Raw genomic sequence first — 13803 nt, 5'->3', positions numbered from 1 at the left:
TTTATCGGCATGGAAGGCCACGAAGCAAGAGCCGCTATAGCCGGACTTGACGGCAATCTGTATTGCGGAAAACCTTTAAAAGTCAAATTTGAAGATACGACTGCCGGTAAAAACGGCAGACGGCATTAAATTTCAACAACTCAAGCTCCACTATCCCCTATTAGTAAACTACCTTAGCCGCACCACGGCAACAGGTAATTGTCACAAACTGACTGTCTAAATTATCCCGTCCAACGGCATGATTGAGCGGATTTATAACTCTCGTAAAATAGACAACAGCAAGCGCGTGAATATAGCCGAGCTATCTGGGCGACCTGTTTACCGGTCGCCCCAATCCCGGACAACCATAGCCCCACCAATTAAGGACAGCAATGCCTTGCATTTGCTGACTTTTTAAGGCTCGCGGCTCCTTATTAAAGCCTCACCTCTTTCTCTCCTACGGCCTTGCCGAAAGCTTTATTCCTACCACTGATCATGCACTTTTTCAGGGCGATAAACGCATCCTGTTAATTAAATGGTTGAGGCTCTAAATTTCAAAAAATAAAGCTTGACAGCAAATTTACAAAGAAGCTTTTTCCACAAGCTTGCTCAGTATCTTTTTGCACCGAAATCCTGTCGAAATAACTTGACTGCATCTTATAAAAAAACATCGGTAAAACCAGGATTACGTGAGCTAACTTATTGATAGTTAAACCCATGATTACCCACATCCGCATACCGGCTACAATCTAACCAATCTAACAAAAAAGCTTAAGAAGTGAATAGTTAGCACGCTTATTTCCAGCTTAACCACAGAGTTATCCACAGAAAATGTGGATAACCTTGATCTGTAGAAGAGCATCAACATTTATTAGCTTATGCCAATAAATGTTGATTCAGGCGACAAACTCTTTGCTCATCTAGCTGCTTCAATCACCTGCCAACAGCCTTATTCCTGCTTGTCATTTACTAAATCATAGGTGATATCCGGGTTAAATCCCATCGGCCAATAAATTGCCGCCGCAGGTGGCCAGAATATTGAAACGGTACGGAATTTTGTCCTTAATTTACCTTCTTTGACAACCTGACCGCCTTTCTCTAAACGGTAAGGAATGCCCCCTTCAGGCGGAACACCGGCAGCCGTCCAGAAAAACGGCTTGGTGGTGACCTTGCCGTCAGCCTTGATGTCAACCGGTTCGGGTCTTTTGTAAACATAAAGATCAGTGCCGGGCGGCACTTTGAACGTTCCTGTAGTGGTACAGCCCGTGGCCAAAACCAATAAAGCCAAGGCTAAACATGTTTTTCTTATCATTGTAGTTCTCCAGGTTGAATGGGACGTTAACCATCCCAACGCTTAAAAATCAAAGAGGTATTGATGCCCCCAAAAGCAAAATTGTTACTCATTACATAGTCGCAATCGAGCTTGCGGATATCCTCTTTAATATAGTCCAGCCGGGCACATTCAGGGTCAATGTTGTCAAGATTGGCCGTGGCATGAAACCAGCCTTCATTCATCATATTGACCGTCACCCAGGCTTCCAGCGCACCGCAGGCGCCCAGGGTATGGCCGGTAAAACTTTTTAGCGCACTGATCGGCGTTTTATCGCCGAATACCGCAGCAGTCGCATGACTTTCGGCGACGTCGCCATGGCCGGTTGCCGTGCCGTGCGCACTGATATAGCCAATATCGGATGCCGACAGTCCGGCATCCTGCAAGGCCAGACGCATCGCGACCTGCATACTGTCACTGTTAGGCTGGGTAACGTGCAAACCGTCCGAATTGGTGCCGAAACCCACCAACTCGGCATGGATACGAGCGCCGCGCGCCAAGGCATGTTCCAGTTCTTCCAATATCAGAGTGCCGGCACCCTCGCCGATGACCAGTCCGTCACGATCACGATCAAAAGGCCTGGGGCTTTTATCAGGTGTTTCATTCATCAGACTGGTGGCAAACAAAGTGTCAAATACGGCGGACTGGATAGCCGACAACTCGTCGACACCGCCCGCCACCATTAGCTTTTGCTGGCCGAATTTTATCGCCTCATAGCCATAGCCGATGCCTTGGCTGCCGGAAGTGCAAGCGCTTGATGTTGTGTAAATCCTGCCGCTTATGCCGAAAAACAGGCTAATATTGACCGGCGCGGTATGGCCCATCATCCTGATATAGGAAGTGGCATTCAAGCCGCCGGTAGCATGATTAATCAGCATATCACCGAATTCGGCGATAGCGTCGGGACTGCCCGATGAGCTTCCATAGGCAACGCCCATCAGCCCGCTTTTGAGGCAATCGTCATGCAATAAACCGGCATCGCTCAGCGCCAATTCGGTTACATAAGTTGCCATTAAGGCGTTACGCCCCATACATCGAATTTGCTTGCGCGAATAATGCTCAGGCTTGGTGAAATCGACAGGCGCTCCCAAGCGGGTATTTAAACCCTGGTACTTGTCCCAGTCCTGCATAAACTGAATACCCGTAGACTGGTTTTTAAGGCGCTCCGCAACTTGCGACCAGTCGTTGCCTATCGGCGAGATTCCCGCCATGCCGGTCACTACCACGCGTTTCAACATAAGCCACCATTAACGGAAATAACCTGACGGGTAACATAGGCGGCATCTTCGGACATTAAAAAAGCCACCACCGCCGCAACCTCTTTGGCGCTCCCGACCCGGCGTGCCGGAATCATTTTTTTGATTTCTTCCAGCGGCAATTCGCTGAGCATTTCCGTCTCGATAAGGCCAGGAGCCACACAATTGACGGTAATGTCGCGCTTTGCCAGTTCCAAAGCCAGTGCCTTGGTCGCGCCGATAATACCGGCTTTTGCCGCGCTATAATTGACTTGTCCGCGATTGCCCATCAGCCCTGAAACCGAGGACAAGGTAACGATGCGGCCGGGCTTGCGCCGCCTGACCATCGGCATCACCACCGGCTGCAAAACATTGTAAAACCCGTCGAGATTGCTGTGAATGACGCTGTCCCACTGTTCGCCGGTCAGCGACGGAAAAGCGTTATCGGCAGTAATGCCGGCATTGCATACTACGCCGTAATAAGCGCCGTGGTCTTCAATATCCTGATTGATTTGCTCGCTGCATTGCGCTCGGTCGGCAATATCGAATTGTAAAACGCGGGCTTGCCGGCCCAGCTGTTTGATTTCAGCTTGAACCGCATCGGCTTGTGCACGTTGGCTGCGGCAATGGATGACCAGGTCAAAACCCTGTTTAGCCAGATATAACGCGATCGCTTTGCCGATACCCCGGCTGGAGCCGGTCACTAAGACAGTTTTATTCATAATGTACTCATGTGTTATTTCAATACTTCATCTCGTTTTAGGCGGGAAACATGCCGGTATGCAGACCTTCCAGGTTTTTACTGGAGCCGCTCCCGGCGGCTCCAGCACTTCTGACCTCCATGGATGGAGGAAATGCCGAGGATTGCCTGGAGCAATCTCGGCCGCCATCCATGGCAGTCGTAAAACCTGGAAGGTCTAACTCGCGACGTTTTCGACAGACGGTACTGTCTCATATGTTGCCCAGCGGAGGCTGATAAACATTCAGGTTGGCCGCAATGTCCACACCTTCACCCAGAATCCGGCACTCGAAAACGCCCAAGCCGTCATCCTGCATGATTTTTTCCACTCGTACCGTCAACGTTGCACCGACCTCAAACGCCGCAACATTACTGTTATAAAACCGGGTTCCGAGCAGAAACCCCAGCCGTATCGGCTCGTTGGCCTGTTTTGCTTTCATGCCGACATACGCGGCTATCGTTTGCGCCATGTATTCAATGCCGGCCCATGCAGGAACGGTTGGGCCATCGCACAATAACCCATCGCCTCGCACCGCCAGTTCGGCAGTCAAGCCCTGCTCGTCACAATCGATAATGCGGTCCAGCAATACCATGCTGCCGCTATGCGGAACCAGCTCGCTAACCTCCAGTATGCCTACTGTTGGTGCTCTCGATCGCTGTTCCAGATGCGATCTTACCGCCTGCTTCCTTGGCGTCTTAACGACTGCATCGATGCCGTCATCGACAACGTCGCTCATGCTCGCTCCACTACAATAGACAAGTTATTGCCGCCAAAGGCAAATGAGTTGCTCTGACAGGTTTTGATCCTGCGTCCCAAGGTTTCGTTCTTTTTCACCAGATTTAACGCAGGCAGTGCCGTATCCGGCTCATCGTCGTTGACATTGGGAATCAGCGCGCCCTGCTCGTCATCCTGGGTCAGCAACAACCAGCAAAACGCCAATTCCAAGGCAGCGGCTGCGCCCAGAGTATGCCCGGTCATGCCTTTGCTGGAACTGGCCGCCACCTTCGGCCCGAACACGGCATTAACGGCTTTGCTTTCCATTGCATCGTTCAACACCGTGGCTGTGCCGTGCAGGTTCAGGTAATCGATCTGTGCCGGTGTTTTCCCCGCATCCTTCAAGGCATTCTGCATGGCTTTGATCACATCGGTTGCGTCCGGGTCAGGCGCGGCAAAATGATAGGCATCGCTGGTTGCGCCTATGCCTTGCAATATCACCGGACCGGGCTCTTTACTCAGCACAAAAAGGCTGACCGCTTCACCGATATTGATGCCGTCACGGTGTAACCCAAACGGCTTGCACAGCCCGGTGCTAATGGACTCCAGCGCCGCAAAGCCGTTAATTGTCAGCTCGCATAAGCTGTCGGCCCCGCCCACGATGACCGCATCGCATAGGCCCTGCCTGATTAACCGACGCGCCGAGGCAAGCGCCTTGCCGCTGGACGAACAGGCTGTGGAAACCGTATAGGCCGGGCCTTGCACATCCAGGACATCCGCCAGGAAATCCGCTCCGGCGCCCATTTGCTGCTGTTTGTAATGGAATTGATCCGGCAATACGCCTTGGTCTGACCAATAATCCAACGCAAGCTCGGTGTTGCGCACTCCCGACGTGCTGGTGCCCAGCACAACGCCGATGCGGTCGGCGCCGAATCGGGCCTTCATGGCATTCACTGTCGGTTCGATCTGGGCTAATGCCGCCAGCAGCAGGCGATTATTGCGGCAGTTGTAAATGCGGTAACGTTCTTCAATCTCCGGCAGATCGGCAGTAATGGCGCCGACCATGCAGCGGGTCCCAAACTCATCGCTAGACGCCAACCCCGAACGATCACCGGCCAGCAGGCGCTTTAAAACTTCGGGTTTGCTGTTGCCGACCGCAGACAACAAACCCAAGTCATTCAGATACAAGGTCATAACTTATGGTTTTAATATTCAGGCGGTAATTGTACTGAAAATTGACCAGTTCCACAGCCTTAGGCCAAACCGGATCGGGAGATAAATAATTAACTTCAACTTGTTTTTTATTCCTGACTATTAAAATGCGTTTATTTTCGGCGGTTTCCAGTCGCCATTCGGCCGGGAGTATTTTTTGCAGCTCGGCAATCGGCCAATAAACCAGTTGCAGATCGCTAATGATAAATTCCGGGGAGACCGACTCCGGCAACAACGGGCTTTTATCCGATGCCACCGCATGACCGTCGTAGGTCAAGTTGAATAAACTCAAGCCGTCGTTGCTGAGTCCGGCCATCGCGATATGCTGTGCATCCAACTCCAGAACCGCCAACAGGGATTCCTGCCGATCCGCCCACACCGCGTTGATTTGCTGCACGATCCGTCTGGCCGGGCCTAAGGGCTGCGCCATCGGCATCAGTTCCGGCCTATTCGCGGCTTGCTTCGGCTGCATCAGCGTACAGCCGGACAGCCAGAGCAAAACCATAGCGCTGAAAATCCTTATCGGCATAGTTCAACTAGGGTATCCAATTGGGGACGGGCATTTTCACCTCGTTCCCAGGTGCCGCGCTTATCGTTATACACAAGTGCCTGCGCAACGCCGTCATGCCTCTCGCTCCCACGCGCTGCGTCACGTATACGCAAGATATTCGTGGCTCGCGGCGCAGCGCGCCTTGACTGCGTTCCCACGCAGCGCATGGGAACGAGAAATAATAACCTTAGCGGCATAACTCAACCAGAGTATCCAACCGGGGACGGGCATTTTTGACGTAGGGATTATTTTCGTCCCAGGCATAACCGGCCAAAATTGAACTGATCATCGCCTTAACTTCGGGCTGTTGCCCCGGATGGAAGATCACATCCTGAAAGCGGCCATCATACCAGGCATCGACAAACACCCGGAAGGTATTGACGCCGCGCTGCAAGGGCTCGGCATAGTCTTGCTGCCAGTCGACAGCTTCATTGTTAAACTGTCTGGACAACACATCCGCAGCCAGGCTGGCCGATTTCATCGCAATGGTAACGCCGGACGAAAACACCGGGTCAAGGAATTCGCCGGCATTGCCCAACAGCGCATAACCTTTGCCGTACAGGCTTTTAACATTGGCGGAATAACCGACGATGGTGTTGATTTTCTCATCGAACACGGCGTTCTGAAGCAAGCCGGTCAAGCTGGGGTCTTGATGGATGATATCTTTCAAGGCCTGGTCATTGCTGTCCCAGCCTTGAAGAAATGCCGGTTCGGCAACCACGCCAACGCTGCTGCGTCCGTTGCTGAACGGAATCAGCCAATACCAGACATCTTTATGTTCGGGGTGCACGGTGATGCGAATTTTGTTCCTGTCCCACTGCCCTTCCCCGATGCGGTCTTCGATATGCCCGAACAGGGCTTGTCTGACCGGAAACCCGGAAGGCGACTCCAACTCCAGCAACCTGGGTAAAATACGCCCGAAACCGCTGGCATCCAGCACGAAGTCGGCACGGTAAGTCGCAACTTCGCCGTGCTGATTGCGCACCGTCAGCTCCGGCCGGTCGGCTGTAAAATCGGCCGCCAGCACCTCCATTTGCCACTGAATATCAACGCCCATGCGCACGGCTTCATCAGCAAGCAGCTTGTCGAACCGGCCGCGCTGTACCTGAAACGTGGTGCCCATGCCGGGGCTGAATTTGTCTTCAAAGGAAAACTCGGTTTGCAACTCTCCGCGCACGAAAGACGCGCCGTTTTTATACTGGAACCCGGCATTGTTTAACGCCCCCAGCATCCCGGCCTGCTTGATGAATTCCATGCATTGCGGCAACAGGCTTTCACCGATACTGAATCGCGGAAACAGCTGGCGCTCCAGAATGGTCACTTTAAAGCCCTGGTTTTGCAGCAGAGCACCGGCTATGCTGCCGGACGGCCCTGCGCCGATGATGATAATTTCGCCTTTGTTATTCTTATTGCCTGTCATATTATTTTTTATATTCCTTAAGCCCAATCAATGGCGCGCAGAGCAGCGCCGTTACAATACCCGCCGTTACGGTAAACCCGAAAGCATGCACGATCTCGGTGGAACTGGCCGCCAATAAGCCGAACGCCAGCAAAGTTGTTACTGCCGAAAGCGTAACGCCCAATGAGGTGCTGACGCGCCTGTCGCCCGCCATGAAAAAGAACAGCCCGTAATCGACGCCGATGCCCAGAACCAGCAACAACGCAAACAGGTTGAACAGGCTGAACAACTGGTCGAACCAGCCCAGCATGGCTAACGAAACTGCCAGCGCCGCAACCGGCACCGACATGATGGTTGCACTGTTTCGCCAACCGAACTTGACGCCCAAGCCCAGTGTAGCCAGACAAAAAGCCACCAGCAACAAGCCGCTGGCCCTGATCCGATAACGCGCAAACAGCGACGATACCGACTCGACCTGATCCACCCAGGCTACGCCCGGCAAATTTTGCAGCATTGATAGTGCGCTGGTATCGCTGATGCCGGTTAAAGTAACCGTGCTTTGGCAACGGCCCTCGTCACAGCCTAGCCACAACTGCCGCTTGCTTTCATCGGCAGCCGCCAGCCACTCCGGCAAGGCCAGCGTATTGCGTTCTGCCTCGGCAAACTGCTTGTGCTCGGCTTTCACTGCTGCCGGATCAAAGCCAAGATCGGCCATGTAACGCTTAAGCAAGCCTGAATCGTACAGCTTATGCTTTAGCAGCTGATAATTTTGCTGCTGCTGGCTTGCATCAGGCCAATAGTTGCTCAAGCCTTCATAAGCAGACAGCGCTTTTTGCTGTTTTAACGCGCCCAGGCGTTCAAGCAGTCTTTGTTCGTTTTGATGCCAGTCGGCTTGATCTTTCCCCGACACCAGAAAAAACTGGTTGTCAGGACTCATCGGAAATAAAGACCGGATTTTATCGGCGGTGCGGAGTAGCTCGGCCGGGGGCGATTGCAGCAAGCGCACATCATCCTGCGGCTTCAGCATCCACAGGCCGCCCGCGATAAAAACCGCCAGCATCAAGCCTAGCCAGCGCCGGTTTTTGCTTACCCAAAGCGGCCAGTGTTGCTCCCAATAGGTTGTCAGTTTAAGTATGCCCGGCTGATGATCGAATGCGAACCCCGTTAGCAGCAACGGAAACAGCATCACCACCGTCAGCCAGGCGAACAGCAAACCCATAGCGGAAAATAACGCCACCTCCTGCAAGCCTGGAAACGGCGAAAAGCCCAAGCCCGCATAACTTAACAGGTTGCTCATGAGCCCTAAAGACAGCCCCGGCAAAATAAATTTTAGGCCTTTCCTGGGATTCCAATCCTTCTCTCCGAAACTGTCGCACAAAAAATGTTGCGCATAATCATCGGCAACACCGATCAGGCTGGCGCCGAAAACCAAAGTCAGGATATGTATCTTGCCGAAAAACAGCACGCAAATAACCAACGCGGCAAGCAGGCCGCTGCCGATTGCGAGGCTCGATAGCAGCAACGGCCTGACGCTTCGGAAAGTCGCCCACAGCAGCACGATAATGCCAAGACTGGAGCCTATGCCGACCGTGGAAATTTCCTGTTTGGCCGACTCAGCGCCATGCGCGGTAAACAATGCCATGCCGGAAACCAGCAGCTCGCCGCTGTCCGCTTTGATTTGCCCGGTTGCGCTGTTAACCAAGCTCGACAGGGTTTCCAGTTTATCCAGCTGCAACCTTTCATCCTGTAGATCGGTTAACAACAATGCCCAAAACCGGTGCTGATCGGACAACACGACGATGCCCTGCTCCAGGTTCAACTTGACCGGGTTTTGTGCGCTGAAATAGCGACTAAAGATCAACGACGGATCGCGCTCAAGATCGGCCGCCTGCATCTGTCCGATGGGGCTGTTGAGTATCTCCAGATTTTGCCGGATTAAAGCTTCCGGATTTTTAACCAGCATCTCTTGGGTTTGCGCATCCAGCAACTGATAGCGGTAAAGAAACAGTTGCCGGTATTGCTCGATATATTGCTGTTGGGGAAACTCCAGCACCACTTTGTTAAACAGCCGGCTTTGTTCCAACTGCTGTTTAAGCTTTTGGGCATGACTGATAGCCTCCTGGGAAGTCGCCGCACCCGCCAGCCAGATCACTTTCCGGTTATTCAACTCATTATGTTGCCGGGTGGCTTTAGCGATTTCAGGCTGCTGTTCGCTGCTTGGCAATAATGCCAAAAAGCTTGTTTCCAGCCAGTCTTTAGTCAAGGCCTGACTACCGAGAATACAAATAACCAGCATTCCGACCAGCCAAAGCCCTGCGGTCAGCTTAGGGTGATAAACGTTCAAAATCGGCTTCCTGTTCACCGCTCAACTGTGCAGGGTGGGTAATGTTAGTGAAGGTTATACGGGTGATGTTGCCGCCCGCTTCGCGTATTTCCAGATTGCGCAGTTCAGTGTCGCCCGACAGTACCATCGCGCTAATAATTTTTTTTAGCATTTCATCCTTGGGGATTAACTCCAGCTGCCAGGACGATTTTTGATCTGTACCGGTGACGTTAAAGCCCTCTGTTAACGTCGATATATCGCCGCCCAGCATGGCCTTGAAAACCTTGCCGAAAGCCGCCGGCACCGCTTGCTCGCCCTGCCCGGTCAGCAGCTTCGATTCATTGACCAGCAGCAATGAAGCTACCGGCGTCAGGGTTTTCCAGATGACGCCCTTGTCCCGGTGGTACGTAAACGTACCTGTAGAATTTAAAGGCTTGTGCAAAACTTTCAGGTGTTTTTTCTGGTGGAAATCCCCTTGGGCGATCGGCGTTCTCGCCAGGCGTGCGGTGATCTCAGTCAATACCGCTTCGCTTGCTATGCCTTGGCCGAATGCCAATAAATACAGCAGCAGCGCTTTTAGTAAAATCAAGAAGCCTCCAGGCCGAGCTTTTCAAACAACACCGCAGGCGAGACAAAACACATCTCCCGCGTTGCCATGTCAACAGCCACCTGGATGCTATGGCCTTTGGTCAGCCTTAAGCCTGTGCCTTTATCAGTGATCAGGTAGTTCATTTTCAGGCGGTTTTCCCATTCGACGATTTGGGCTTTAACGGTAATAGTCTGCCCGAACACCGCGGGCCTCGCATAACGGACGCCAATATCAATGACCGGCCACGCATAACCGGAGTCGCGCATTTGCGGATAGTTGTAATCGATTTTTTCCAGCAACGCACAGCGCGCGATTTCGAAATACTTTACGTAATGTCCATGCCAGACCACTTCCATCATATCGACATCATGGAAGGGGATTTGTAGATCAATTGAAGTTTGATAAATCATTAATTATCTCGTTCCCACGCGCCGCGTGGGAATGCAGTGTAAGGCGCGCTGCGCCGCGAATCGCAGCCGATCCTTTATGTAAACAGAACAAAATTCCGCAGCTGTAGGTAGCACACAGTTCGCCCTACTCGACTCACATTCTGCTTGTTAAATATTTTTTAGCTTAATGGCAGTGACGCAACCCGTGGGGACGAGAGAAAATCATTCTTACCCAGTTCAGCGCTATATATTATCTCATACCTTACAAGCCTATTCCCTTCAATGTAACCGCAGGCAAAATCAAAGTGACCAGTCATTTTTCAAAAGCCGGAAACTACGTTGCCTGAAGTATAATATCCACCACATTCATAACTTATAAAGGCACCGCTATGCACGTTACCTTAGTTCATGTTCGAGTAGACCCCGCTCACATCGATGACTTTATCACCGCCACACGGCTCAACCACGAAGCTTCTATTCAAGAACCCGGCAACCGCCGATTCGACGTACTGCAATCCCCGGAAAATCCCAGCCAATTCATCCTTTATGAAGCCTATGTTTCCGCCGAAGCGGCTGCGGCCCACAAGGAAACAGCACACTATTCAACCTGGCGCGATACCGTGGCACCATGGATGGCCGAACCGCGCCAAGGTATCCGTTATGACGGCCTTTTCCCTCAAGGATAACTCTATGCAATTTACTCCATTCTCTATCTCGCGTTTGCCGCGCATCAGCTACGGCAGCGGCCGCATCAACGAAGTCCCTGCGCTGGCGGCGAGCTATGGCCGCACCGCCTTGCTGGTGACCGGAAAACAGTCTTTCTGCGCGACGCCGCGCTGGCAAGCTTTCACCCAAGCGCTGGAAAGCAAGGGCATCAACTGGCTGCATTTCACCGTTTCCGGCGAACCATCGCCGATGTTGGTCGATCAGGCGGTCAACCAGTTTCGCAATGAAAACGTCGATGTCGTCATCGCCATCGGTGGCGGCAGCGTGCTCGATGCCGCCAAAGCGATAGCAGGACTGTTACCGCACGGCAATTCGGTCATGGATCACCTCGAAGGCGTCGGCAAGAACGTCCCGTACCACGGCCCCAGCACCCCGTTTATCGCCGTCCCGACCACCGCAGGAACCGGCAGCGAGGCGACCAAAAATTCGGTGCTGAGCGTGCAAGGCGCTGACGGCTTCAAAAAATCCTTCCGCGATGAGTGCTTGATCCCCGAATACGCAGTAATCGACCCCGATTTGTTAGCGAGCTGCCCACGCGAACTGGTCGCAGCCGACGGTATGGACGCGTTCACCCAACTGCTGGAATCCTACGTTTCGCTGAAAGCCAACCCGTTTATCGACGCTCTGGCCTGGAGCGGTATGTCTGCGGTCAAAGAAGGCTTTTTCGCCGCTTGGGAAGGAAATGAACCGGCTGCTGCTCAAGGCCGCGCCGCGATGGCTTATGCCGCCTTGCTGTCCGGCATCACCTTGGCGCAAGTGGGTCTGGGCTCGGTACACGGCTTGGCCTCGCCGCTGGGCGCTTACTTTCCTATCCCGCACGGCGTGGTCTGCGGCACATTGGTATCTGCCGCGACCGAGGTCAATATCAAGGCCATGCAGCAGCGCGAACCGGAAAACCCTGCCCTGACCAAATATGCGCAAGTCGGACGATTGCTGACCGGCCAGCCTGAGCTTGACGACGCTGCGGCACGTTCGGCTTTAATTGCCCTGCTGGCCGATTGGAGCGAACGGCTGCAACTGCCGCGTCTTAATGGCTATGGCATTAGTGCGGAAGATTTCCCGATGATTGTGGCTAATAGTCGAGGTAGTAGTATGCAGACTAATCCGATTGTGCTGACGGATGAGGAGATTAATGGCATTTTAGTGGAGAGGCTTTGACTTAGTAGTTCGGAGTAGGATGTTCTGAACAAAGTGAAGCGCATCTTCCGCGATTGATGCGCTTTTTCTCGTTCCCACGCGCTGCGTGGGAATGCGGTTTAAGGCGCGCTGCGCCGCGAGTCACAGTCAACCTCAAAGCAGGCCTCAACGCTTGCCTTATCTCTGATGCTGAAATACTTCCAATACCTGTCATCCACATACCCTCGTTTCACTGGGCGCAGCGCGCCCTGGACTGCATTCCCACGCAGCGCGTAGGAACGAGTGGTAGTAGTGTAAAGGGAACGAGGATGTGGCACGCAAAAGCGAGGAGATTGCGCTGGAACCTGTCGGGCAGGGCTGGCAGTCCAAACGCGTTGCGCCGCAAATCACAGCCAATCCTTAAAAACAGGAATCAACCCGGCAACACCCGCATAATCCCTGGCGCTGGAATACCGCCAATGTTCAGCTTCATCGACATATCCCCGCTTCACCGGATTTTGATGGATATACTCCAGCTTCTGCCTAAGTACCTGTTCGTTCTCGATAAGCTGCGGATGCGATCCCTCTTCCCAGCATTGATAATCCCGATCCTCGCGTTTGTATTCCTTGCGGAAAAACGCCAGCTGCTGTAACAGCCTCTCGGCGCGGCATTCTTTCAGGTGATCAATCAGGTTGCGAGCCGTGAAGGATTTGAAGCGCGGCAATTCCACTGCCAAATTTTCGGCTTGTACAATCATGTGTAGGTGATTTTCCAGGATGACGTAGCCGTATATTTTCCAGTCGTGCTCTTCTTGCCGGTAGCGTAGCGCGTCCAGAATGATGCCTGCGGTTTGTGGTCTGGTGAATAGCGGTATCCAGTTCAGCACAGTGCAGGTTAGAAAGTGCGGGGCTTTTTCATCGCAAATTCTATAGCGGCTACGGCCCATGGCGTTTAGTCCTCGGGGCGCAGCGCGCCCTTAACTGCATTCCCACGCGGCGCGTAGGAACGAGGAGTAGTGTCTGGGAACAGAGAATCCTATAGTTCCCAATGCTGATCGCGTATTAACACCAGACACTGCCGCAGCTCTTGTTCCAACGCCCGATCACCACTCAAAAACGGGCTATATTCGCGCAATTGCCTAACGGTATTTTGCAAAGCCGGGCTTAACTTTTCCACATCGCCCCGCAACTCAACGCCCTGAACAACGGCAAGCAACACCGCCACAGCAACCTGCTCGGTCAACTCCAAAATACGGATGCAATCCCGGGCGGCTATCGTGCCCATGCTGACTTTGTCCTGGTTATGGCATTCGGTGGAGCGGGAAAACACGCTGGCGGGCATGGTCAGTTTAAGCGCTTCGGCTGTCCAGGCGGACACGGCGATTTGCAAGGCCTTGAAGCCGTGACTCAACAAGGCTTGTTCGCCGGTAACGCCGGAAAGATTGGCAGGCAAGCCGTTATTGAATTTGGGGTCCATCAACTGCGCCATTTGCCTATCCAT

Annotated in this window: 14 protein-coding genes; 2 read left to right on the top strand and 12 right to left on the bottom strand. The window is 53.0% G+C overall.

The features are described from left to right. Positions 1 to 928: 928 nt before the first annotated feature. The 10 genes from M0R47_RS20260 to M0R47_RS20215 all read right to left on the bottom strand — a co-directional run bounded on the left by M0R47_RS20260 (position 929) and on the right by M0R47_RS20215 (position 10481). On the bottom strand, positions 929 to 1291 hold the full coding sequence (locus M0R47_RS20260; protein ID WP_292558171.1) for a hypothetical protein: 363 nt from the start codon (positions 1289 to 1291) through the stop codon (positions 929 to 931). Positions 1292 to 1317: 26 nt separating this feature from the next. Continuing rightward, positions 1318 to 2547, bottom strand: coding sequence for a beta-ketoacyl-ACP synthase (locus tag M0R47_RS20255; protein WP_292558170.1), 1230 nt, complete (start codon positions 2545 to 2547; stop codon positions 1318 to 1320). Beyond that, positions 2541 to 3266: a 3-oxoacyl-ACP reductase FabG gene (gene fabG, locus M0R47_RS20250; protein WP_292558169.1), complete on the bottom strand. Its 726-nt coding sequence runs from the start codon at positions 3264 to 3266 to the stop codon at positions 2541 to 2543. Before fabG ends, M0R47_RS20255 begins: the two co-directional genes overlap by 7 nt. Before the next feature lie 229 nt (positions 3267 to 3495). Then, the gene (locus M0R47_RS20245; protein ID WP_292558168.1) at positions 3496 to 4020 is read right to left on the bottom strand and encodes a hotdog family protein; all 525 of its coding nucleotides are present in this window, start codon (positions 4018 to 4020) and stop codon (positions 3496 to 3498) included. After that, positions 4017 to 5192, bottom strand: a complete 1176-nt coding sequence (locus M0R47_RS20240) for a beta-ketoacyl-ACP synthase (RefSeq protein ID WP_292558167.1) — start codon at positions 5190 to 5192, stop codon at positions 4017 to 4019. The genes M0R47_RS20245 and M0R47_RS20240 overlap by 4 nt, the downstream gene beginning before the upstream one ends. Next, a complete protein-coding gene (locus M0R47_RS20235; RefSeq protein WP_292558166.1) occupies positions 5173 to 5715 on the bottom strand; it encodes a DUF3261 domain-containing protein in 543 nt (180 codons plus the stop codon). The genes M0R47_RS20240 and M0R47_RS20235 overlap by 20 nt, the downstream gene beginning before the upstream one ends. A 232-nt stretch (positions 5716 to 5947) precedes the next feature. Then, positions 5948 to 7180 carry an NAD(P)/FAD-dependent oxidoreductase gene (locus M0R47_RS20230; RefSeq protein ID WP_292558165.1) on the bottom strand — a complete coding sequence of 411 codons (1233 nt, stop codon included), beginning with the start codon at positions 7178 to 7180 and terminating at the stop codon, positions 5948 to 5950. A gap of 1 nt (position 7181) precedes the next feature. Beyond that, complete coding sequence (locus tag M0R47_RS20225; RefSeq protein WP_292558164.1) at positions 7182 to 9503, bottom strand: MMPL family transporter; 2322 nt, start codon at positions 9501 to 9503, stop codon at positions 7182 to 7184. Further along, positions 9484 to 10071: an outer membrane lipoprotein carrier protein LolA gene (locus M0R47_RS20220; protein ID WP_292558163.1), complete on the bottom strand. Its 588-nt coding sequence runs from the start codon at positions 10069 to 10071 to the stop codon at positions 9484 to 9486. Before M0R47_RS20220 ends, M0R47_RS20225 begins: the two co-directional genes overlap by 20 nt. Further along, entirely contained in the window at positions 10068 to 10481 is a 414-nt protein-coding gene (locus M0R47_RS20215; protein ID WP_292558162.1) for a thioesterase family protein, read from the bottom strand. The genes M0R47_RS20220 and M0R47_RS20215 overlap by 4 nt, the downstream gene beginning before the upstream one ends. A 368-nt stretch (positions 10482 to 10849) precedes the next feature. Between M0R47_RS20215 and M0R47_RS20210 the strand changes: the two genes are divergently transcribed. Both M0R47_RS20210 and M0R47_RS20205 read left to right on the top strand, forming a co-directional pair. Beyond that, the gene (locus M0R47_RS20210) at positions 10850 to 11146 is read left to right on the top strand and encodes an antibiotic biosynthesis monooxygenase (RefSeq protein WP_292558161.1); all 297 of its coding nucleotides are present in this window, start codon (positions 10850 to 10852) and stop codon (positions 11144 to 11146) included. 4 nt (positions 11147 to 11150) lie between these two features. Further along, positions 11151 to 12344 carry an iron-containing alcohol dehydrogenase gene (locus M0R47_RS20205; protein ID WP_292558160.1) on the top strand — a complete coding sequence of 398 codons (1194 nt, stop codon included), beginning with the start codon at positions 11151 to 11153 and terminating at the stop codon, positions 12342 to 12344. A 365-nt stretch (positions 12345 to 12709) separates the two neighbouring features. Here the strand turns inward: M0R47_RS20205 and M0R47_RS20200 are convergent, their stop codons facing one another. Both M0R47_RS20200 and M0R47_RS20195 read right to left on the bottom strand, forming a co-directional pair. After that, complete coding sequence (locus M0R47_RS20200; RefSeq protein WP_292558159.1) at positions 12710 to 13249, bottom strand: transposase; 540 nt, start codon at positions 13247 to 13249, stop codon at positions 12710 to 12712. An 89-nt stretch (positions 13250 to 13338) separates the two neighbouring features. Then, the coding region (locus M0R47_RS20195) for an aromatic amino acid lyase (RefSeq protein WP_292558158.1) at positions 13339 to 13803 on the bottom strand (465 nt) is incomplete at its 5' end.

It is taken from the genome of Methylobacter sp. (assembly GCF_023227905.1).
Taxonomy (GTDB): Bacteria; Pseudomonadota; Gammaproteobacteria; order Methylococcales; family Methylomonadaceae; genus Methylobacter_A.
This window is presented reverse-complemented; position numbering and strand designations above follow the sequence as displayed.